Consider the following 21,270-nt stretch of genomic DNA (forward strand, 5'->3'; position numbering starts at 1 on the left):
CTCGTCGTCGCCGACCTGCACTCCGAGTTCGGGATTGAGGCCGATGACCGGGAGCTGATGCGCTCCCGGTCGTGGCGTTGGCTGGAGTACCGCATCCTCGGCCTGCTCAGCGCGGACACCCGCATCTATCGGGCACTCTCACCCGAGCCGGAGATGCCGAGCGTGCCTACCTACGGCCGGCGGTAGCTACGGGCAGAGATGCTCACGTGCCACGGCGACCAGCTCGGCTCCGCGCGACTCGTCGACCTCGAACCGGGCCGCCGCGTTCTTCGCCGCAATGTCCGGCTCCTTACCGGTCTCGACTTCCTGGCAGATGTTCTCGCCAGCGTTGAGCGCCACCTGCTCGCTGGACACGAGGGCCGGGTCGAGCTCGGCGAGGGCATCCAGGTAGGCGCGCTCGGCGGCCGCTTCGGTGGCGACCGACGCCGGCTCATCGTCGGAGGCGTTGGGCAGGAACACGATCAAGCCGCCGATCACGCAGATCACCAGCAGCATCAGCACACCGAGCGCTCCCATCACCTTGCGGGGCAGCGCGGGCTGAGTCGACATCGGAAGGTCCTCTCGTGGCGGGGGTGGGGACCCGGGGCACCGTACCGACGCCGGGCCAGCGGGTCCGCTGGCCGTCCAAGATCTGACACATTCTGGGGAGGCGGATCGTGCTCAAGCTGGGTGAACTGTCCGCCGTCCTCTCCGCGAATCTGGAGCCGTTCCAGCGGGATCTGCGCACGGCCAAGAAGGCGTGGCGGGACCACGGCGACTCCCTGAAGGCGTCCGCCGCCGTAGCCGGTGCCGCGATCGGCGCCGCACTCGGCGCCGGCCTGCTGTCCGCGATGGAGCTGGAAAAGGCACAGGCCAAGCTGACCGCGCAGCTCGGCGGCGACCCGGCGTACGGGGCGGAGATGGGCCGGATCGCCGGCGAGATCTACTCCCGCGGCTTTGGTGAGTCGGCCGCCGCAGTGGGCGAGTCGCTCCGGGGTGTCCTCACGGCCGGCCTGGTCCAGGAGGACGCCACCAATGCTGAAATCGAGTCGGTCACCATCAAGGCCCAGGCCCTTGCCGACGTCTTCGGCCAAGACGTCACGGCGACGGCAAGGGCTGCCGGGCAAATGGTCCGAAATGGGCTCGCCAAGAACAGCGCCGAGGCATTCGATATTTTGACTCGCGGCTTCCAAGAAACCGGTGACCACGCGGGCGATTTGCTCGACACCTATTCGGAGTACTCCGTTCAGTTCCGCAAGCTCGGATTGGACGGCGCTACCGCGACCGGCCTGATGACCCAAGGTCTGAAGGCCGGCGCGAGGGACGTTGACACGGTCGCGGATGCCATCAAGGAATTCTCAATTCGCGCCATCGACGGGTCGACCGCATCGGCCGAGGGATTCAAGCTCCTCGGTCTGAACGCCGGGCGGATGACCGCTCAAATCGCCAAGGGTGGCCCGGCAGCACAAAAGGGTCTCGACACCGTCCTCGACCGGCTCCGCGCCATCGAAGACCCGGTGAAGCGCGATGCTGCCGCGGTCGCATTGTTCGGCACCAAAGCCGAAGATTTGGGCGCCGCGTTGTACGCCCTTGACGTCGATACCGCTGCCGACCGCCTCGGTAACGTCACCGGCGCTGCCGACCGGCTCGGCGAGACACTGGAGGAGTCCGCCTCCCAGAAGCTGGAGGCGTTCAAGCGCCAGGCGATGAGCGCCTTGTCGACGACCATGGCCGACGCGATCCCCTACCTCGAAAAGGTCATTGGCTTCCTGTCCGAGTACTCGGAAATTGTGGGCCCACTGGCGGTCGGTCTCGGCGCCCTGGCCCTCGTCATCGGCACCGTCGCCGCCGCCATGAAGGTGTGGGCAGTTGTGCAAGCGGTCCTTAACTTGGCGCTGTGGACCAGCCCGATCACATGGATCGTCCTCGGCATCCTGATTCTCGTCGGCGCGATTATCCTCATCGCAACTAAGACGACCTGGTTTCAGGATCTGTGGGCCTGGGCGTGGGGTGGCATCAAGGGCGCGGCAATGGCTGTGTGGGAGTGGATCAAGAACAATTGGCCGCTCCTGCTGGCGATTATTACCGGCCCGATCGGCCTGGCTGTGCTGGCGATCGTCAAGAACTGGGACCGGATCAAGGCCGCGACGACCGCCGTGAAGGACTGGATCGTCAACAAGATGCTCGCCCTCGGCAACTTCGTCCGGTCGATGCCGGGCCGAATCTCGGCCGCCGCATCCGGCATGTTCAACGGCATCAAGAACGCATTCCGGAGCGCGATCAACTGGATCATCGGCAAGTGGAACAGCTTGTCATTCTCTCTGCCGTCGGTGAACATCCCGGGCCTCGGCCAGCTCGGCGGCGGTACCCTGTCCACCCCGAACATTCCCTACCTCGCCAAGGGTGGTGATGTGCTGCGTGACGGCCTGGCCGTCATCCACCGCGGGGAGCGGGTCGTGCCGGCCGCCCAGGTGCGCGACCTGCCCGGCGGCGGGCACGCCGAGGCCATCCAGCTGGCAGGCGAATTCCGGATCAGCGGTGAGGACCTGGTGCTCCTCGTTCGGAAGAAGGTGCAGACCCGGGGACGAGGGGACGTGCAGGCGTATTTCGGCGGACGGTCCTGATGCCCGAGTACCAGTTCGAGATGCTGGTCGACGGATCCTGGGTCGACATCACCTCCGACGTGCGGGTCAAGGGCGGAGTCACCATCACCCGCGGATACTCGGAACGCGGCGGGGTGCTGCCGGAGCCCGGCACCCTGACGATCGGTGACCTGCGCAGCCCTAACGGGAAGTACTCGCCGCGGAACCCGCGCAGCGAGTACTACGGCCGGCTCGGCCGGAACACTCCGATCAGGGCGAGGGTCGTCGGGGAGAGTCCCGACAACTGGTTGACGTTGCAGGGGTACCCGGGTGCTGCCGCCTACACCGCCGATCACGCGTCGCTCGACATCACCGGGGACATCGACGTCAGGTTCGACGGCGCGGTGTGGAATCGGGACTTCGCCCTCGTGACGAAGTACCTCACGACCGGCAATCAGCGGTCGTGGCTGCTCCGGCTGACGTCCGCCGGGCACCTGCAGTTCATCTGGTCGCCGGACGGCACCTTTGCGTCTCAGCGGTCGGAGGTGTCGAGCGTTCCGGTGCCGGCCGCGTTCGGCGAGCGGTTCCGCGTCCGCGCGACCCTCGACGTCAACAACGGGGCCGGCGGGCACACGGTCGCCTTCTACGTCTCCGATGGGGACCTGGCCGGCACCTGGACGCCGCTGGGCATCACCTTCACCACCACCGGCACCACCAGCATCTACAGCAGCACGGCCGACCTGTACGTTGTCCAGAACGATCCGGTGCTCCCGGCCGGCCGGGTGTACGAAGTGCAGGTCCGGTCGAGCATCGGCGGGACGATCGTGGCCCGGCCGGACTGGCGCGACTCCGAGCTGGGCGAGACCAGCCAGGTCGACACCGCCGGCCGGACCTGGCTGATCGGCGCCGGGGCGGTGGTCGACGACCCTGCTGCGCGGATCGTCGCCGAGGTGTCGGAGTGGCCGCCCGAGTGGGACACCTCCGGGCGGGATGTGTCGGTGGCCCTGACCGCGTCGGGGATCCTCCGCCGCCTCGGACAGGGCCGGAAACCGTTGCGCAGCCCCATCTACCGCAACCTGGTGCACCGGAACCCGGTCGCCTGGTGGACGTGCGAGGACGGCGGCACGGCGACCCGGATGAGCACCGCCGCCCCCAACGGCAGCCCGGCCGTCATCTCCGACGTCACCTTCGAGACAGACCCGACACTGCTGGGCGCTTCCGGGGTGGCGGTGCTCGGGCCGGCCGGCAGCATCATCGGCCAAGCATCGCCGCACGCCTCGACCAACTCGTGGACCGCGCTGTGGTTCGCCCGCCTGACCGCGCTGCCCGCGTCGACCACCCGGCTGATGACGATCACCAGCACGGGCACCGCACACACATGGACGCTGGACCTCCAGTCGAACGGACTGCTGACCATCTCGGCGATCGGCACGTCGGGGCTGTCCACGGTGGTGCTGTCGACCGACGACGTCAACGTCTCCGGCAGCGTCGCCGCCGTCGATGAGGAGTGGGTGGCGTTCACGCTGCTCGTCTTCCAGAACGGCGGCAACGTGAACTGGGCCGTCAACTTCCACGCGGTCGGCGACGGCCCGCAGTTCTTCACCTCCGGCACCAACTCGTTCGCCGGCCAGGCCGGGGCGTTCCGGTCGCTCCGGATCACCGTCGACAGCGTGCTGGCCGCGACCAACCCGCGGGTGTCGCACCTGTTCGCCACGAACGGAGACCTCCCGTTCGTCACGTTCTCCTTCGCCGAGGCGGCCAGCGCCCACAACGGCGAGTTGGCCGCCGAGCGGTTCCTCCGGCTGTGCGGAGAGCAGGGTGTGCCAGCGATCGTGATCGGTGACCCCGCCGACAGCCAGCCGATGGGACCGCAGGGCACCAAACGGTTCCTCGACCTGCTCGGCGAGGTGTCCGAAGCGGACGGCGGGTTCATCGTCGAGACCCGCGGCAACCGGTCGCTGTCCTACCGGACCGGACGCTCCCTCTACAACCAGGCCCCGATCACCCTGGACTACGCAGCCGGGGAGATCATGCCGCCGCTGCGGCCCGTCGATGATGACGCCCTGGTCGCCAACGACGTCACGGTGTCCAGGCCGGCCGGCGCCTCGTACCGCAGCGTCCAGGAGACCGGGCCGCTGAACGTGCAGGACCCCGAGGACGACCCGGACGGCGTCGGGGTCTACGACGTGGCGGCGGAGCTGATCCTGGCCACCGACAGCCAACTACAGCCGGCGGCCGACTGGCGCCGGCATGGCGGAACCCTCGACGAGTCCCGCTACCCGCAGGTCGGGGTCCGGCTGACCGGCCGGGCAATGGCGTCCAACCCGGCCCTGGCCGCCGCGGCGGCCGCCGCTGACACCGGGGACCTGCTCCGGTTGACCAGCCTGCCGGAGCATCTGCCGCCGGATGAGCCGGAACTGCTGGTGCGCGGGTACGTGGAGACGCTGCGGCCGAGTCGGCGCGAAATCACCTGGAACGCGGCGCCGGGTCGGCTGCATCGGGTCGGGGAGCTGGGTGCGACCACCCGGCTCGACACGGGCGGCAGCGAGACCACGGCGGACTTCGACGCCGGCACCGACACGTCGATGACCGTGCAGCGGGCGTCCGGCACCCGCCGGCTGTGGATCACGACGGCGGACAGGCCGCAGGACTTTCCGTTCGACATCGAGGTGGCTGGGGTGCGGCTGACCGTCACCGGCATCACCGGGTCGACCGACCCGCAGACCCTCAACGTCGACGCCGCCCCCGTCAACGGCATCACCAAGACCATCCCGTCCGGCAGCCGCGTCACTGCTACCGACCCTTGGAGGCTCGCCCGATGAGCTGGCCCGGAGCAGGTGCCATCGTCACCGCCGACGACCTACCGGTGCGCACCGGCGTACGCCTACGCCGTGCCGCCAACCAGTCGGTGAACAGCGCGTCGCAGACCAACATCTCCTGGGACACCGAGGACGAGGACACCGACGGGTTCTGGAGCTCCGGCGCGACCGTCACCATCCCGGCGGGCCTGGGCGGGCTGTACGCCATCACCTACGTCCCGGTCGTCGACAGCCTGACCGCCGGCACCCGGTCGTTCTGCTCTGTGGTGCCGACCAGCGCGGTGACCGGCGGGCACGCGTTGACCTATCGCAACCTGTTCGACAACCAGGAAGACCGCGGGTGCGTGGGCATCGTGCTGCCGCTGCTCGCCGCTGACACCTTCGTCTGCGACGTATTCCACTCCCACGGGTCCGCGCGGAACGTGACCGCTCACCTGTCCTGCTACCGGATCGGAGACTGACCCGTGGCCTGGTATCTCGCCCCGTCCCTCGCCGTGCTGCGGTCCGAGCTTGACCAGCGGTGGCCGCGCCGCGACCGCACCAGCGACGGCACGATCGGCGACGAGTTCCACACCCCACCGTCCGACCACATCCCCAACGGCCGGGAATCGGTCAACGCCCTGGACGTGGACGCCGACGGCATCGACTTCGGCGTGGTGTTCGCGGCGATCAAGCGGCACCCGTCGGCCCGCTACCTGATCTACCGGCATCGGCTCTACCACCGGCTCCGCGGGTGGCGGGAAGAGCCGTACAGCGGCAAGAACCCGCACACCGGGCACTTCCACCTATCCATCGACCAGAGCCGGACAGCAGAGCAGGACCGTCGGCCGTGGGGACTGGCTACGCCAGAGGAGGAACTCGACATGGACAAGCTCGCCGAGTTGGAGGCGCTCGCCCGCCTGGACCTGGGCCGCAACCACGGCTGGAGGGTGCGGGACGAGACCTGGCAGCGGGCGATCACCGACCGGCTGGACGCGCTGATGCGCGCGGGCGCGGGCGAGTCTGCCGGGGAGATCCTGGCTCGGATCGACCAGCGGGCCGCCGAGCTGGCGGCCGGGCAGGCGCGGATCCGGGCGGAGATCCTGGCGGACCTCAACGCCGGCCTCGGTGCCGCCTTGGTCAACGCACTGCGGGAGGAGCTGGGCGACGTCGCCGACGAGCGCCTGGTGGCCGCGGCCGACGCGGGGGTGCGGCGGGCCCTGTCCAGCCTCGCCCCCGACCAGGGCTGATGGTCGACGTGCAGACGGTGGTCGCGATCGGCGGCGGGGTCACGGGCATCGTCGCTGCCGCTCTCACCGTCGGCGTGACCGTGGGCCGGCCGCTGCGCCGGCTCGCCCGGCAGAACGACGAGTTCCGGGTCGACTGGTACGGGGCGCCGGCCCGGCCCGGCCGCGCGCCGATCCCGGGCGTGCCGGAGCGGTTGGCCCGGATCGAGGCGGAGCTACAGCCGGACCACGGCAGCAGCCTGCGGGACGCGGTCAACCGGGTGGAGGCCCGGCTGTCCGAGCACATCAACGGCCACTCACATCAGACCTGAGGAGGGTCAGGGTGTTCACCAAGAAGTTCTGGAAGGGCGCCGGGGAGCGTCTGATCAAGACGTTCGCGCAGGGGTTCGGCATCGCGGCCGGCCTCGGCGAGCCGGGCATCAGCGTGTTCAACATCGACTGGCAGGGCGCAGCTGGGATCGGCCTGGGCATGGCGTTGGCGTCGCTGGTGACGTCGATCGTCAGCGCGCCGGTGGGCGAGCCGGCTTCGCCGAGCCTGACCCGCGAGTAGCCGGGGTCCGGTCCGGCGGAGCCTCCGGGAGTCTCCCCGTCTCCAGCCGGTCACCCCCGGGCCGGACCCCCTCAACGCAGAGCGCCCCGCCTCCCACCAGGGAGACGGGGCGCTCTCGTGCGTCCAGGGTCAGGCGAGGCGGCGGAGCACGGTGAGCGCGTCGTCTACGCCGTCGCGGTACCCGTCGGCTGCGTCGTCGGCGTCGGTGAGCAGGGCGGTGACGGTGGCGATCGCCTCGGCGAGGGCGTCGCTGCGGGCCTGGTCCAGCTCGGCGGTCAGGGCGGCGGCGAGGGTGGGGGACATCGTGGCTCCTCAGGCGGTCAGGTGCTGGCAGGGGCAGAGGATCTGCGCGGGGAGGTCCGGGGAGTCGCACCACCAGCACCAGCCGTCCTCGGTGCGGCTCATGTGGCAGGGGCAGGTGATCAGCCCGGTGTCCCGGCACACCGGGCAGGTCTGCTGCTCGGTGAGACCGGCTACCTGCTGCTCCAACTCCGCGTACGTCATGCCCACAACGCTAGTCATCCCATACATGGGATGACAGTGCCTCTGACCTGCACGGATACGGCCGCGCGAGGCCTCGGGCGGACCGCCCGATCCGCCCGCTGTCCGATTCGACCGGCTATCGGCGCCGGGGTGACGGCGCGTCGACCGTCCGAGGTGGACAGTGTAAGCCGGGTTGGCCGACTACCCCCTTACGTACCTCATGCATGGGATAGGTCTGCCCGAACGGCCGAGTAGCTAAGCAGGTCAATTGGGACAGCGTTACGGAACTGCCGCAGCTACTCGGACATACCGACCGCTGCCGGGAACGAAACGGGCACCACGGCCCGTGACCTTGCCCGATATCACCCGGTCTGGGGTCAGCCCTTCAGCCACCCGGCCCGCAGCCGCGCGTTGTGCGCGGACACCGCCCGGTCGATCCGGCCGTGACCCACCCCGAGCTGCTCCTCCGCCTGCTCCCGGGTCCGCCGCGCCCACGGATGCTGGGACTCCGGCCCGGTGCGCCTGGTGCCCTCCCACGCGCCCTGGTCGCCGGCTGCCCGGATCGCCGAGGCCGCGATGTCGGACAGCGCCCGCGCTTCGGCGGTGCGCTCCAGGCCGCGGAGCCGCTCCAGCTGCTCCAGCCGCTCGATGAGCTGCGGGATGGTCAGCGGCATCTCAGGCATGGGATGAGCGTACTCGAGGGGCCGGCTATCAGCCGATGCTGCGCAGGATCCGGCCGATCGCACCGCCGACCCGGGGACGGCGGACGAGTTGGCCGGTCCAGCGTTGCGCCCAGTCGAGCTGCGTACAGCCATCCGGGCTGCACTCGCCGCACCGGCCGCCGTCCCGGTGCCCGGTCAGGGTCCGTGCCGCGGCCTCGGCCAGGGCGGCGTGGGTGGGTGCGCCGTCGTCCATCGAGGTCACGGTCAGACCACCTCGATCTCGACCTGGCGGCCGTCGACGAGCACCGTCACGACGCCGTTGGCGTCGGCGCACCTGGCCAGCCGGGCCGAGGTTCGCAAGGCCCGGTTGATGGCGTCGGTGCGGCTCTGCGGTCCGGCGGCGGCCAGGCCGTCGAGGGCGACGACAGCGCGGGGGGTCAGGTTGACGGTGAACCGGGTCAGACCGACCGCGCTCACCGGCTGGTCGTCGCCGGGGTCGGCCGGCGGGGTGGTCACTGCTGCTCCTGGTCGGTGAGCGCGCGGATCTGGCTGGTAGTGCGGGTGGCCCAGGCCCGGAGTCGGCGCATCGTGTCCGCTCTCGCCGCCTCCATCTCCGGCCGCAGGAGCGCCCGGTCAAGCCATTCCCGGGCCGAGGCGTCGTCTAGTTCGGCGCGGTGCTGCTCGGCGGCGGCACGCAGCTCGGCGAGCGTTCGCGGCCGGCGGCCGGGCCATGGGTGATCCATCCGCGCGCGCCTCCCGGGTCGGGGGCGCGGTGCCGGGCTGCGTCGTGGGGGGCCCGGCACCGCGCCGCTCGTGCGGGACGCGGTTACGGGGCCAGGCCATTTGCCGATGGAGTCCGGTCCGGCGTCGCGTCCTCACCCGATGCTGCTCGGTGATCACGCACCGTCCCAGATGCACAGTGTCCGGGAACTGACCCTCCGGAATGGATCTAGTACCTACGTACGTGCCGCCCCCGTCAGCTCCGCCAGCTCGGCCAGCTCGGCCGACATCGCCCGCCGCCGCCCGTCGCTGATGGTCCGGACCACGTCCCGGGCGTACCGCTGGTGCCGCAGCCATGCCGGCGCCCGGTGCCGAAGGTCGCTGAGAACGTCGGTCGCATCACCCCAGCGGCCCATCTCCGCGCACGCCCACGCGACGTCAAGGCGGTGCCGCTGCCACGAGGTGGCGTCCGCGCCGTCGTCCGGCCGGATCCGTTCCGCCATCGCCACCACCCGGTCAGGGGCGCCTGTAACGGCGGCTGTCTCGACCCGCATCATCTCGACCGCCGACGACCGCACTCCGTCCAGGACGAGCAGGTGATCCCCGCCGATCGGCCGGTCGGCCAGGCGGGCGGTCGCCGCGGCTGCCGCGTCGAACATCTCGGCCGCGTCACCCGGCCGCTGATCCCGGGCTGCTGCGGCGGCTCCCGTCATCAGCAGCCAGCCCCACACGGCCAGCTCGGCCGGCTCGGCTCGGCTCATCCGGGGCTCGACCGCGTCCGCCGTGTTCACGGCGAGGGCCTCGGCCTCGGCCAGGCGCGCCTGGCGGAGCAGGAGCCAGCACCGCTGCTTGATCGCCGCCGCCGCGAGGGTCTGGTCTCCGGCGGCCTCGGCGGCCGTCAGCGATGCGGTCAGCGCGGCGTGGGCGAGGTCCCCGGCGCGGATCTGGATCAGGAGGGAGCCGGTGAGGTGGAGCACCCGGGAGAGGGTGGCGTGGGCCTGGCCGTGTTCGTCGGATTGGGCGACCTCGGCGGCCGCCCGCGCGTCCGTGATCAGCTCGGGCAGCTCGGCGAGCACCGACCCGTAGGCCGCGCCGTGGTACGCCTGGTCGGCGCGGCGGAGGCGGGCCCGGATGGCATCGAGCCCCGGGGGCGGTCCGGCCGGGGCGGTGGCGACCGACCCGGCGAGGCCGCGGGCGGGGGTGAGCGCTTGGCGTACCTGGATCAGGGACAGCGGGCGGTGCTCGGGCTCGCGCCGGGCGGCGGCTTCGGATGCGTCGCCGACCAGGGTGGTGGTGGGGACGCCGAGGGCGCGGGCGAGTCTGGCGACGGTGTCGAGCCGGGCTGAGGTGCGTTCGTTGCGTTCGAGCTTGGACACGGTGGCGACGGCGAGGCCGGCGTGCTCGGCCAGCTGCTCCTGCGTCATCGCCTTCGACCGGCGGAGCCTGGCGATGTTGTCCCCAATGGTGGCCATGATGGTGCCCTCCTGCCCGAGGGTCGGCCGGGCCCCTGCCCGGGCCTGTCTACCTGCGACCGTACGCCGTGTCGGCTGGCGCTGCTACGCTGCCACCCCGGGGGCCGGCCTGCCCGCCGGCTCCGCCAGCAACGTGATGACCCCGACCTGGGTAGGTCGGGGTCATTGCTGTCTGTGACGCGATATGACTATCCAGCGGGGGGGGGCTTCGATGCTGCTTTTTGAAGCCCGGCCCCGATCCCCCTCCACCCTCCGATCAGCGTGCTGCGCGCCGGGTGTCCGGGCCGGCCGGGACGGCCCAGAGGTGGCGGCCGGGCCGCACCCGGGCGGCGTCGCAGTAGCCGGCGACGTAGCCGGCTGCGCGTGCGTGGCGGAGTCCGGCGGCGAGGATGGCGCCGGAGCCGGAGACGGTGGCGACGAGGATCATCCAGGTCAGTGGTGACCTGGCTATGTGGATCATTGCTTCCTCCCGTGGCGGTGGTGGAAGTTGCAGGTGCAAGGGGCTCACGGTAGTCGGCTGGTTACGTCCATGGTCATCATCTGTCCAGGCAGGAATCCGCCTGGTCACCGAGTGATCACGTAGCATGATCGGCTATCGGCCGTTCCACCTGTTAGGACACCCTCACACCGTCATCCGCTCATCCCGGCATCTCGCCCATCACCCGGTCATAAGCCCGGCGCGCTCGCGCACCCCTCGCGGAGGCGCCGTAGTGCCGCAGCATCTGCGGTGATCCCCACCCCGCCAGCTCCATCAGGTCGCCCTCCGCCCCTCCTCGATCGAGCCACTGATGGGCGAACGTGTGCCGGAACAGGTGCGGCCAGACCTTGAGTCCGAGTCGCTTGGCTCGGCGGTAGATCATCCGTCGGATTCCTGACGGTGTCATGCCGCTGCGGCGGCGGGTGCCGATCCACAAGGCGGTCACCCCTAGTTCCGTCACGGCCTTGTGGCGGGCGCGGACCCGAAGGTACCGATCAAGAGCGAGGGCTGCCTGGTTGTCGAAGCGCACGATCCTGGTCTTGGCGCCCTTGCCGGTGACGGTGGCCTGCCGCTGGCCGAGGTCAACGGCGTCGACCTGGAGGAGCGCCAGCTCGGCGAGGCGCCCGCCGGTGGCGGCGAACAGCCGGATGATCGCCGCGTCTCGGCGGCCCTCGAAGTCGCGACGGGCCTCAGCATCCTTGAGCAGTAGAGCGAGTTGCTCAGCCGCGATGACGGGAGGTGGGGTATCGCCGAGCTTCGGCGGGGGTGGCGGCTTCAGCCGATCGCCGAAGATGTTCGGCTGATCTTCCTCCACCGAGTACCACCGCCAGAATGCCTGGAGGCATCGACCGACGTTGTTTACGTAGCTGGCGGAGTATTCCAGGTCTTGCAGGTGAACGAAGAAGCGGCGGACGTGGTCGATGGTCACCTCGGACCAGTCGTCGATCTCCGAAGGGAGCCATCCGCCGAACCACCGGACGACATCGATGTACATCTCGATGGTTCGGGGCGAGCGGCGGTTGGCGCGGAGGGAGAGCGCGAAGGAGTCGATCCAGGGGGTGACCCAGGCCGGGACGGCGGGCCGGGGGTGGCGTGGCATGCCTCACCGTCCCCCGGAAGAGGGCCGGCCCGGGATCGGGGCGACGGTGATAAGCGAGTGGTCTGTGAGCATCGTGCCATGACTTTCTCGGCGGGCTCATCGACGTTTTCGCTGGTGGTGGGCGCGGCAGGTTTCGAACCTGCGACCCCTCGCTTGTAAGGCGAGTGCTCTCCCACTGAGCTACGCGCCCCGACGCCGTACGGCATGACGGGAGCCGGCTTGCCGGCGGCGGCAAGCTTACCCTGTCGTGCCGGTCCGGCTCCGGCGACCGCCGTCAGCTCGCGGCGGCCAGTGCCTTGCGCCAGGCGGACTGGTCGCGGGCCTCGCCGGGGGAGTTCATCTCGGCGAACCGCACCACGCCGGCCTTGTCGATCACGAAGGTGCCCCGGTTGGCGATGCCGGCCTCTTCGTTGAAGACGCCGTACGCCTGGGCGACCGCGCCGTGCGGCCAGAAGTCGGCCAGCAGGGGGAACTCGAAGCCCTCCCGGTCGGCCCAGACCTTGTGGCTGTAGGCCGAGTCGACGCTCACCGTCAGCAGCTGCACCTGGTCGTTGACGTACTCGTGCAGGTTGTCGCGCATCTCGTACATCTCGCCGGAGCAGGTGCCGGTGAACGCGAGCGGGTAGAAGACCAGCAGGACGGTTCGCCGGCCGCGGAAGTCGGAGAGCCGGACCTCCTGGTTGTTCTGGTCCTTCAGCAGGAAGTCCGGTGCCTCGGCGCCCACCTCGATCGGCATACCCCACCCCTTCGGTCGTCGGCCGGCGGATCATCGCCGGACCCGTATGAGTATGCCGGGTACGTGGCTCACCGCCACCCGGTGGCACCAACCGGGTGCGGAGGTGGTGAAACGAGCACCGGCCCGCCCGACCGGCGCCCGTACCGCTACGGGTCTGGTTTCGCTACTTCTTGCTCTTGCTCCCCCGGCGCAGCACCAGGCGGGCGCCGCTCCAGTCCTTGCCGGCGTTGACGGTGGAGGTCTGCTGCAGGCCGGCGGTGGGCGCCGATTCGCTGATGTCACTCGGCTCGACGTGCCCGTCCCGCCCGGCCTTGGGCGTCAACAGCCAGACCACGCCGTTGCCGGCGAGCGGGTTCAGGGCGTCCACCAGGATCTCGAAGAGGTCGCCGTCGCCGTCGCGGTACCAGACCAGCACCGCGTCGACGACCTCGTCGGTGTCCTCGTCCACCAACTCCCCACAGCGGTCGGTCAGGGCGTCGCGGAGGTCGTGGTCTACGTCGTCGTCGTAGCCGATCTCCATGACGACCATCCCCGGTTCGATACCGAACCGGTCCGCCAGGCTCCGTACTCCGTCGGCGGCCTGACCTGCGGTCGCGCTCACTGTCGCGTGCCTCCTCTTCTTCACTGGTAGCGGCATCGGTACGACGCCGGTAGAGCAAAGTCCACACAGTTGGGCGGCCGGACGCAAGTGGCGCACCGGCTGGAAGGGAATTTACCGTGCCAGCAGCGTTCGGGCACCCTGGGTAATGGCTTGTTCGGAAACCAGGACCTGTCGGGCGGCCGGGCCGAGTGGAACAAATGTGTCAATTGACGCCACTCGGCGCGCTACTCCGACATATCCGGCGTCCACCAGGGCGGCCACCACCCCCTCCCCGACCCCGCCGGACCGGCGCGTCTCGTCCACCACCAGCACCCGGCCGGTGGCCGACGCCTCTCGGATCAGATCCGCCACCGGCAGCGGCGCCAACCAGCGCAGATCCACCACCCGGGTGCCGATCCCCTCCTCGGCGAGGTGGGCCGCGGCCCGCAGCGACATCCGTACCCCGTTACCGAAGGTGATGATCGTGATGTCCTCGGCGGAGCCGACCTCGTACACCCGGGCCCGCCCGACCGGCAGGTGGGCGCCGGCCCAGTCGCCCGGGGCGAGATACGGCGCCAACCACTCCCCGTCACCATCGGTGTGCAGATCCCGGGTGTGGTAAAGCGCGATCGGCTCCAGGAACACGCAGACGCTGCCGTCCACCGCGGCGCTGGCCAGGCAGGACCGCAACATCGGCGCGGCGTCGTCGGCCCGCGCCGGCACCGCGAGCACCAGCCCCGGAACATCCCGCAGTACGGCCACCGAGTTGTCGTTGTGGAAATGCCCCCCGAACCCCTCCTGGTACGCCAGGCCGGGCAACCGCAGCACCATCGGGTTGCGGAACGCCCCGCGGGAGAAGAACTGCATGGTGGCCGCCTCGCCGCGCAGCTGGTCCTCGGCGTTGTGCAGGTAGGCCAGGTACTGGATCTCCGGCACCGGCAGCATGCCGGTCAGCCCGGCGCCGAGCGCCAACCCGAGGACCGAGGTCTCGTCGAGCAGCGTGTCGAAGACCCGGGACGCCCCGAACCGCTCCCGCAGCCCCTTGGTCACCCCGTAGACGCCGCCCTTGACCGCCACGTCCTGCCCGAACACGGTCATCGTCGGGTACTCCAGCAACGCGTCGGCGAGGGTGGCGTTGATGGTCTGGGCGAGGGTGAGCGGGCCGGACTGCTCCGGTGGCTTCCCGGCGAACGCGGTGACCCGGGCCGCCGCCGCGGGACCGCCGGCCCGGGCGGCGGCGTCGGAGACCGCCCGGGAGACCCGCACCGGGCGGCGCGGCGCGAGCGGGGCCACGATGTCCGACGCCGTCTCCAGCTTCGTCTCGCCGAGCACCTCCTCGGCGACCTTGCGGACCTGCCAGCCGACCTCGTCGTACCGGGCGATCAGCTCGTCCGGGCTGGTCAGGCCGGCGGCCACCAGCAGGCCGGCGGTGGCCACCAGCGGATCCCGCGCCAGGTCGCGATCGATGTCGGCGGCCGACCGGTAGGCCACCTCGGCGTCCGCGCCGGCATGGCCCATCAGCCGTACGGTCGACAGGTGCAGCACGGCGGGGCGCCGGTGCCGACGTACCCAGGTCGCCGCCTCCGTCGCGGCGTCGAAGCTGGCTGCCAGGTCGCAGCCGTCGGCGGCGAAGTAGCGCAGCCCCGGCTTGGCCTGCAGGGTCGCCGCCACCCAGCCGTCCGGCGAGCGCACGCTGATGCCCAGGCCGTTGTCCTCGCAGACGAAGAGCACCGGGATGCGCAGGCCGGTGTGGTCGCACCAGCCGGCGGTGTTGAAGGCGGCCACCGCGCTGGCGTGGTTGACCGAGGCGTCGCCGAACGAGCAGACCACGATCGAGTCGGCCGGCCACGGCGCCCGGATGTCGACCGGCGCTCGGGCGCCCGTACCCGGGCGGTGCCGGCCGGTGCCGCGGCCCTGCGCCGCGCCGGCCAGCCGGCGCAGCCGCTCGATCGCGAACCCGACGCCGACCGCGCGGGGCAGGTGCGAGGCGATCGTCGAGGTGGTCGGGACGACCGCCAGCGCGGGATTGCCGAACACCTTGTGCCGCCCGCCCGCCACCGGCTCGCTGGCCGAGGCGACCACGCCGCGCAGGACGTCCCGGGCCGCCTCGGTGACCGCCTCCGGCGGGTCGGACTCGCCGTCGTCGCCGGAGTTGGTGGCCGGCCCGGTGGGCGTGGCCTGCGCCACCCGGGCGCAGTAGAAGCCGCCGGACCGGTAGTGCAGCAGCGCCGGGTCGGTCGGTCGGACCGCCTCGGCCACCGCCGCGTTCCCCTCGTGCCCCGCCGATCCGATGGTGTAGTAGCCCTCGCCGAAGCTGCGCAGCCAGCGCGCCGCGAGGTCGAGGTGCCGGCTGGTGAGCTGGGCGTCGAAGAGCGCCAGCGCCCGTTCCCCGGTGAGCCCGGTCCCCTCCCGCACCGGGCCGTCGACCGGACGCTCGGCGTCCGCGGCCGTCAGCGCGCCGACCGCTACCCGGAACCGTTCGTCGAGATCTTGAGGGGTCGTCACGTCGGACAGCATTACCGACGCGCGCCCGACCTGACCACTTGAACGGCCCGCAGCGCACCGGTGTGTCGCATCACGGACGGTGATTCGGCCGCTGCCCGCGGACGCAATTGATCGAGATTTACCGCTGTGTTCGGCGGGCTGTCAACGACCCGAACCGTGGCGTGAACCGGAACTCGCGACGCTGCCCGCAGTCCGACCCGCCGGCCGGTCCACGGCCCGGGGGTCCGTCACGGATTCTGGGGAGTCGCACATGTCACTGTCCCGACGTAGCCTGCTCGTCGCGGCCGGGGTGAGCGCCGGCGGCGCGGCGCTGGCCGGACCCGCCGCCGCCACCGCCGCGCCGGTGGGCGCCGCGGCCACCCGCCCGCTGGCGGCCGACCCGTTCACCCTCGGCGTCGCCTCGGGTGACCCGGACCACGACGGCTTCGTGCTCTGGACCCGGCTCGCCCCGCAGCCGCTGGCCGAGGACGGCCTCGGCGGGATGCCGTCGCGACCGGTGCCGGTGCGCTGGGAACTCGCCGCCGACGAGCGGTTCCGGCACGTCCTGCGGCGCGGCACCGCCGTCGCCTCGCCGGCCGCCGCGCACAGCGTGCACGTCGAGCTCGGCGGGTTGCCGGCCGGCCGGGAGTACTTCTACCGGTTCCGCGTCGAGCGGTACGTCTCGCCGGTCGGCCGCACCCGCACCGCACCGCCCCCGTGGGCCATGGGCGGGCCGCTGGCGATGGCGTTCGTCTCCTGTTCGCAGTACGAGCACGGCTGGTTCACCGCGTACCGGCGGCTGGCCGAGGCCGAGCCGGACCTGGTCCTGCACCTCGGCGACTACCAGTACGAGTACACCGCCGGCGCGTACGTCGCCCCGGGCGGCAACCCGCGCGACCACGAGGGCCCGGAGACGGTGACGCTCGCCAACTACCGGCAGCGGCACGCCCAGTACAAGACCGACCCGGATCTGCGGGCGGCGCACGCCGCCGCGCCGTGGCTGGTGGTCTGGGACGACCACGAGCTGGACAACAACTGGGCCGACGAGGTGCCCGAGCGGCCGGAGAATCCGCAGCCGGGCTTCCTGGACCGGCGGGCGGCCGCCTTCCAGGCGTACTACGAGAACATGCCGCTGCGGCGCGGCTCGGTGCCGCGCGGCATCGACATGCAGCTCTACCGGCGGGTCCGGTGGGGCCGGCTGGCCACCTTCCACCTGCTCGACACCCGGCAGTACCGCGACGACCAGGCCTGCGGGGACGGCTACCGGGACTGCGCGGCGGCCGGCGACCCGGCCCGGTCGATCACCGGCGCCGAGCAGGAGCGCTGGCTGCTGGACGGGTTCCGGCGGTCGGAGGCGCGCTGGGACATCCTCGGCCAGCAGGTCTTCTTCGCCCAGCGGGACAACGACGCCGGACCGGCGACCGTGACCAGCATGGACGCCTGGGACGGCTACGTGGCGTCCCGGGAGCGGATCACCCGGGGTTGGCTGGACGCGGGGGTGCGCAACCCGGTGGTGCTCACCGGTGACGTGCACGCGCACTGGGCCAGCGACCTCAAACTCGACTACGCGGACCCGACCGGACGCACGGTCGGCAGCGAGCTGGTCTGCTCCTCGATCACCTCCGGCGGCGACGGTGCCGACTCCGACCCGGCCAGCCACCCGTTCCTGGCCATCAACCCGCACCTGCGGTTCTACAACAACCAGCGGGGGTACGTGCTGACCCGGCTCACCCCGCGGCAGCTCACCGCCGACTTCGAGGTGGTGCCGTACGTGAGCAGCCCGGGAGCGCCGGTGCACACCCGGGCGTCGTTCGTCGTCGAGGACCGGGTCCCCGGCCCGCAGCAGACCTACGACCGGCCGCTCGACCCGGCCCCGGCCCGGTCCGGTGCCGACCGGGGCACCGACCAGGGCGCCGAGACCGTCGACCGGGAGACGACGCGGCCCTGACCGGCCCCAGCGGGCGCCCGGCGAGGTCAGCCGGGCGCCCGACGGGGGTCAGCCGGCCAGGAAGGAGAAGCGGACCTGGCGGGTGGCGTTGTCGCCGTTCGGGTCGACCAGGCAGATCGACTGCCAGGTGCCGAGCGCGAGCCGGCCGCCGAGCACCGGCAGGGTGGCGTACGGCGCCACGAAGGCGGGCAGCACGTGGTCCCGGCCGTGCCCCGGTGAGCCGTGCCGGTGGCGCCACCGGTCGTCGGCGGGCAGCAGGTCGTTGAGTGCGCTGAGCAGGTCGTCGTCGGAGCCGGAGCCGGTCTCGATGATGGCCAGGCCGGCGGTCGCGTGCGGGACGAAGACGTGCAGCAGCCCGTCGCCCGCGCCGGCGAGGAACCGTTCCGCCTCGGCGGTGAGGTCCCGGACGGTCGGCCGGGACCCGGTGCGGATGGTGACCACTTCAGTGCGCATGGGCCCCAGTTTGCCGGACCGCCGCCCGGCGGGCCGGATCACCCAAAGTTACCGGTCGGTACATGTGTCGATCGTCGCCCTGCGGCGGCTAGACGTGACGCGGGAAGGCACCAGGGGGCAGGATGGTGCTAGAGACGTAAACCACACACACAACCGAGGGGACGCCCGTGGCCACGGAACGCAAGCGCCCGGTGATCAGTGACGGCCTGCCGAGCCAGCTTCCGGACATCGACCCCGAAGAAACCGGCGAGTGGGTCGAGTCGCTCGATGGCGTCATCGACGCGCGGGGCGCCAAGCGCGCCCGGTACGTCATGCTGCGGTTGCTGGAACGGGCCCGGGAGCGTCAGGTCGGGGTGCCGCCCCTGACCACCACCGACTACCTCAACACCATCGCGCCGGAGCGGGAGCCGTGGTTCCCCGGCAACGAGCACATCGAACGGCGGATCCGCGCCTTCATCCGGTGGAACGCCGCGATGCTGGTGCACCGCGCGCAGCGCCCCGAGATCGGGGTCGGCGGGCACATCTCCACCTTCGCCAGCTCGGCGTCGCTCTACGAGGTCGGCTTCAACCACTTCTTCCGGGGCAAGAACCACCCCGGCGGCGGCGACCACATCTTCTACCAGGGCCACGCCTCCCCCGGCATGTACGCCCGCGCCTATCTGGAGGGCCGGCTCACCGAGCACCAGCTCGACGGGTTCCGGCAGGAGCTGTCGCACCCCGGCGGCGGGCTGCCGTCGTACCCGCACCCGCGGCTGATGCCGGACTTCTGGGAGTTCCCGACCGTCTCGATGGGACTCGGCGCGATAAACGCCATCTACCAGGCCCGGTTCAACCGCTACCTGCAGCACCGGGGCATCAAGGACACCTCCGACCAGCACGTATGGGCGTTCCTCGGTGACGGCGAGATGGACGAGCCGGAGTCGCTGGGCGCGATCGGGGTGGCCGCCCGGGAGGAGCTGGACAACCTCACCTTCGTGATCAACTGCAACCTGCAGCGGCTGGACGGGCCGGTCCGGGGCAACGGCAAGGTGATGCAGGAGCTGGAGGCGTTCTTCCGGGGCGCCGGCTGGAACGTGATCAAGGTGGTCTGGGGCCGGGAGTGGGACCCGCTGCTCGCCGCCGACACCGACGGCGCGCTGGTGAATTTGATGAACACCACCCCGGACGGCGACTACCAGACCTACAAGGCCGAGTCCGGCGCGTACGTGCGGGAGCACTTCTTCGGCCGCGACCCGCGCACCCGCAAGATGGTCGAGCACCTCTCGGACGAGGAGATCTGGAACCTCAAGCGGGGCGGGCACGACTACCGCAAGCTGTACGCGGCCTACAAGGCGGCCACCGAGCACACCGGACAGCCGACGGTGATCCTGGCCAAGACCATCAAGGGCTGGACGCTCGGCTCGCACTTCGAGGGTCGCAACGCGACGCACCAGATGAAGAAGCTGACGCTGGAGGACCTGAAGACCTTCCGCGACCGGCTCTACCTGGACATCCCGGACGAGGTGCTGGAGGCCAACCCGTACCTGCCGCCGTACTACCGGCCGGCCGACGACTCCGACGAGATGACCTACCTGCGCGAGCGGCGCGAGCAGCTCGGCGGCTACCTGCCGTCGCGGCGGACCGCGCCGGTTCCGCTGCGGATCCCGGGTTCGGAGCGGTTCGCCGACGTCAAGAAGGGCTCCGGCAAGCAGAAGGTCGCCACCACGATGGCCTTCGTCCGGCTGCTCAAGGACGTGATGAAGGACCGGGAGTTCGGCAAGCGGTGGGTGCCGATCATCCCGGACGAGGCGCGCACCTTCGGCATGGACTCGCTCTTCCCGACCCAGAAGATCTACTCCCCGCACGGGCAGAAGTACACCTCGGTGGACCGGGAGCTGTTCCTGTCGTACAAGGAGGCCACCAGCGGCCAGATCCTGCACGAGGGGATCAACGAGGCCGGCTCGGTCGCCTCGTTCACCGCCGCCGGGTCGTCGTACGCCACCCACGGCGAGCCGATGATCCCGCTCTACATCTTCTACTCGATGTTCGGCTTCCAGCGCACCGGTGACGCGTTCTGGGCCGCCGCCGACCAGATGGTCCGGGGCTTCGTGCTGGGCGCCACCGCCGGCCGGACCACCCTGAACGGGGAGGGCCTGCAGCACGAGGACGGCCACTCGCACCTGCTGGCCGCCACCAACCCGGCGGTGGTCGCCTACGACCCGGCGTTCGCGTTCGAGATCGCGCACATCGTCGAGAACGGTCTGCACCGGATGTACGGCGAGCAGCCGGAGAACATCTACTACTACCTGACCGTCTACAACGAGCCGATCCTGCAGCCGGTCGAGCCCGAGGACGTGGACGTCGACGGGCTGCTGCGCGGCATCTACCGCTACTCGCCGGCCCCGGCGGCCGGCGGCGACGAGGCGGCCCCTCGGGCCAACATCCTCGCCTCCGGCACCGGCATGCAGTGGGCGCTCAAGGCGCAGCAGCTGCTCGCCCAGGACTGGGGGGTGGCCGCCGACGTCTGGTCGGTGACCTCCTGGACCGAGCTGCGTCGCGACGCGGTCCGCTGCGAGGAACACAACCTGCTGAACCCGGGCGGCGACCAGCAGGTGCCGTACATCCAGCGCAAGCTCGCCGACACCGACGGCCCGGTGGTGGCGGTCAGCGACTGGATGCGGGCCGTGCCGGACCTGATCTCCCGGTGGATCCCGAACGACTACACCTCGCTGGGCACGGACGGGTTCGGCCTCTCCGACACCCGGCACGCGCTGCGCCGGCACTTCCACGTCGACGCGGAGTCGATCGCGGTGGCGACGCTGCGGCAGCTCGCCAAGGCGGGCAAGGTGCCGGCGTCGGTGCCGGCCGAGGCCGCCAAGAAGTACGCCATCGACGACGTCACCGCCGCCCCGGTCGGCGAGACCGGCGGCGACTCGTAGGCAGGTGCGCAGTCACCGTCCCGCCGGATCAGTCCTGGCGGGACGGTGAGTTCGCCGGTCCGCCGGCGTGGGTCGGCCGAT

Annotated in this window: 23 protein-coding genes and 1 tRNA gene; 9 read left to right on the forward strand and 15 right to left on the reverse strand. The window is 71.1% G+C overall.

The features are described from left to right. The first annotated feature begins 57 nt into the window (after window positions 1-57). Complete coding sequence (locus O7627_RS37210; protein WP_347404671.1) at window positions 58-186, forward strand: hypothetical protein; 129 nt, start codon at window positions 58-60, stop codon at window positions 184-186. Here the strand turns inward: O7627_RS37210 and O7627_RS24440 are convergent, their stop codons facing one another. After that, window positions 187-549: a DUF732 domain-containing protein gene (locus O7627_RS24440; protein WP_278095815.1), complete on the reverse strand. Its 363-nt coding sequence runs from the start codon at window positions 547-549 to the stop codon at window positions 187-189. A 107-nt stretch (window positions 550-656) separates the two neighbouring features. Here O7627_RS24440 and O7627_RS24445 point away from each other — a divergent pair, with 107 nt between their 5' ends. The 6 genes from O7627_RS24445 to O7627_RS24470 are packed head-to-tail and all read left to right on the forward strand — an operon-like array spanning window position 657 to window position 7,156. After that, window positions 657-2,603, forward strand: coding sequence for a phage tail tape measure protein (locus tag O7627_RS24445; protein WP_278095816.1), 1,947 nt, complete (start codon window positions 657-659; stop codon window positions 2,601-2,603). Further along, the gene (locus tag O7627_RS24450) at window positions 2,603-5,383 is read left to right on the forward strand and encodes a hypothetical protein (protein WP_278095817.1); all 2,781 of its coding nucleotides are present in this window, start codon (window positions 2,603-2,605) and stop codon (window positions 5,381-5,383) included. The genes O7627_RS24445 and O7627_RS24450 overlap by 1 nt, the downstream gene beginning before the upstream one ends. Further along, the gene (locus tag O7627_RS24455; RefSeq protein WP_278095818.1) at window positions 5,380-5,841 is read left to right on the forward strand and encodes a hypothetical protein; all 462 of its coding nucleotides are present in this window, start codon (window positions 5,380-5,382) and stop codon (window positions 5,839-5,841) included. The genes O7627_RS24450 and O7627_RS24455 overlap by 4 nt, the downstream gene beginning before the upstream one ends. Before the next feature lie 3 nt (window positions 5,842-5,844). Then, window positions 5,845-6,609, forward strand: coding sequence for a hypothetical protein (locus O7627_RS24460; protein ID WP_278095819.1), 765 nt, complete (start codon window positions 5,845-5,847; stop codon window positions 6,607-6,609). After that, window positions 6,609-6,917 carry a hypothetical protein gene (locus O7627_RS24465; protein ID WP_278095820.1) on the forward strand — a complete coding sequence of 103 codons (309 nt, stop codon included), beginning with the start codon at window positions 6,609-6,611 and terminating at the stop codon, window positions 6,915-6,917. Before O7627_RS24460 ends, O7627_RS24465 begins: the two co-directional genes overlap by 1 nt. Window positions 6,918-6,928: 11 nt before the next feature. Next, complete coding sequence (locus tag O7627_RS24470; protein ID WP_278095821.1) at window positions 6,929-7,156, forward strand: holin; 228 nt, start codon at window positions 6,929-6,931, stop codon at window positions 7,154-7,156. A gap of 129 nt (window positions 7,157-7,285) precedes the next feature. Here O7627_RS24470 and O7627_RS24475 read toward each other — a convergent pair whose 3' ends face one another. The 13 genes from O7627_RS24475 to O7627_RS24535 all read right to left on the reverse strand — a co-directional run bounded on the left by O7627_RS24475 (window position 7,286) and on the right by O7627_RS24535 (window position 15,903). Then, the gene (locus tag O7627_RS24475) at window positions 7,286-7,459 is read right to left on the reverse strand and encodes a hypothetical protein (protein WP_278095822.1); all 174 of its coding nucleotides are present in this window, start codon (window positions 7,457-7,459) and stop codon (window positions 7,286-7,288) included. A gap of 9 nt (window positions 7,460-7,468) precedes the next feature. Beyond that, a complete protein-coding gene (locus O7627_RS24480; protein WP_278095823.1) occupies window positions 7,469-7,660 on the reverse strand; it encodes a hypothetical protein in 192 nt (63 codons plus the stop codon). Between the two features lie 356 nt (window positions 7,661-8,016). Next, a complete protein-coding gene (locus O7627_RS24485) occupies window positions 8,017-8,322 on the reverse strand; it encodes a hypothetical protein (protein ID WP_278095824.1) in 306 nt (101 codons plus the stop codon). 28 nt (window positions 8,323-8,350) lie between these two features. Next, window positions 8,351-8,563 carry a hypothetical protein gene (locus tag O7627_RS24490; RefSeq protein WP_278095825.1) on the reverse strand — a complete coding sequence of 71 codons (213 nt, stop codon included), beginning with the start codon at window positions 8,561-8,563 and terminating at the stop codon, window positions 8,351-8,353. A 2-nt stretch (window positions 8,564-8,565) separates the two neighbouring features. Further along, entirely contained in the window at window positions 8,566-8,817 is a 252-nt protein-coding gene (locus O7627_RS24495; RefSeq protein ID WP_278095826.1) for a hypothetical protein, read from the reverse strand. Further along, complete coding sequence (locus tag O7627_RS24500; RefSeq protein WP_278095827.1) at window positions 8,814-9,044, reverse strand: hypothetical protein; 231 nt, start codon at window positions 9,042-9,044, stop codon at window positions 8,814-8,816. Before O7627_RS24500 ends, O7627_RS24495 begins: the two co-directional genes overlap by 4 nt. 213 nt (window positions 9,045-9,257) lie before the next feature. Beyond that, on the reverse strand, window positions 9,258-10,493 hold the full coding sequence (locus O7627_RS24505) for a helix-turn-helix domain-containing protein (protein WP_278095828.1): 1,236 nt from the start codon (window positions 10,491-10,493) through the stop codon (window positions 9,258-9,260). Window positions 10,494-10,749: 256 nt separating this feature from the next. Beyond that, entirely contained in the window at window positions 10,750-10,953 is a 204-nt protein-coding gene (locus O7627_RS24510; protein ID WP_278095829.1) for a hypothetical protein, read from the reverse strand. 178 nt (window positions 10,954-11,131) lie between these two features. Next, entirely contained in the window at window positions 11,132-12,070 is a 939-nt protein-coding gene (locus tag O7627_RS24515) for a tyrosine-type recombinase/integrase (RefSeq protein ID WP_278095830.1), read from the reverse strand. A gap of 115 nt (window positions 12,071-12,185) precedes the next feature. Next, window positions 12,186-12,260: transfer RNA gene (locus O7627_RS24520), tRNA-Val, on the reverse strand. Window positions 12,261-12,344: 84 nt separating this feature from the next. Further along, window positions 12,345-12,806: a peroxiredoxin gene (locus tag O7627_RS24525; RefSeq protein ID WP_278095831.1), complete on the reverse strand. Its 462-nt coding sequence runs from the start codon at window positions 12,804-12,806 to the stop codon at window positions 12,345-12,347. 163 nt (window positions 12,807-12,969) lie between these two features. Beyond that, a complete protein-coding gene (locus tag O7627_RS24530; RefSeq protein WP_278095832.1) occupies window positions 12,970-13,407 on the reverse strand; it encodes a DUF3052 domain-containing protein in 438 nt (145 codons plus the stop codon). 111 nt (window positions 13,408-13,518) lie between these two features. After that, window positions 13,519-15,903 carry a transketolase C-terminal domain-containing protein gene (locus O7627_RS24535; protein ID WP_278095833.1) on the reverse strand — a complete coding sequence of 795 codons (2,385 nt, stop codon included), beginning with the start codon at window positions 15,901-15,903 and terminating at the stop codon, window positions 13,519-13,521. Between the two features lie 238 nt (window positions 15,904-16,141). On the opposite strand from O7627_RS24535, the gene O7627_RS24540 reads away from it, so the two are divergent. Then, a complete protein-coding gene (locus tag O7627_RS24540) occupies window positions 16,142-17,818 on the forward strand; it encodes an alkaline phosphatase D family protein (RefSeq protein ID WP_278095834.1) in 1,677 nt (558 codons plus the stop codon). A gap of 48 nt (window positions 17,819-17,866) precedes the next feature. On the opposite strand, the gene O7627_RS24545 is transcribed toward O7627_RS24540, so the two are convergent. After that, the gene (locus tag O7627_RS24545) at window positions 17,867-18,271 is read right to left on the reverse strand and encodes a YjbQ family protein (RefSeq protein ID WP_278095835.1); all 405 of its coding nucleotides are present in this window, start codon (window positions 18,269-18,271) and stop codon (window positions 17,867-17,869) included. Window positions 18,272-18,438: 167 nt separating this feature from the next. Between O7627_RS24545 and aceE the strand changes: the two genes are divergently transcribed. Beyond that, the gene (aceE, locus tag O7627_RS24550; protein ID WP_347404672.1) at window positions 18,439-21,189 is read left to right on the forward strand and encodes a pyruvate dehydrogenase (acetyl-transferring), homodimeric type; all 2,751 of its coding nucleotides are present in this window, start codon (window positions 18,439-18,441) and stop codon (window positions 21,187-21,189) included. Window positions 21,190-21,270 lie beyond the last annotated feature (81 nt).

Source organism: Solwaraspora sp. WMMD1047 (assembly GCF_029626155.1).
GTDB lineage: Bacteria > Actinomycetota > Actinomycetes > Mycobacteriales > Micromonosporaceae > WMMD1047.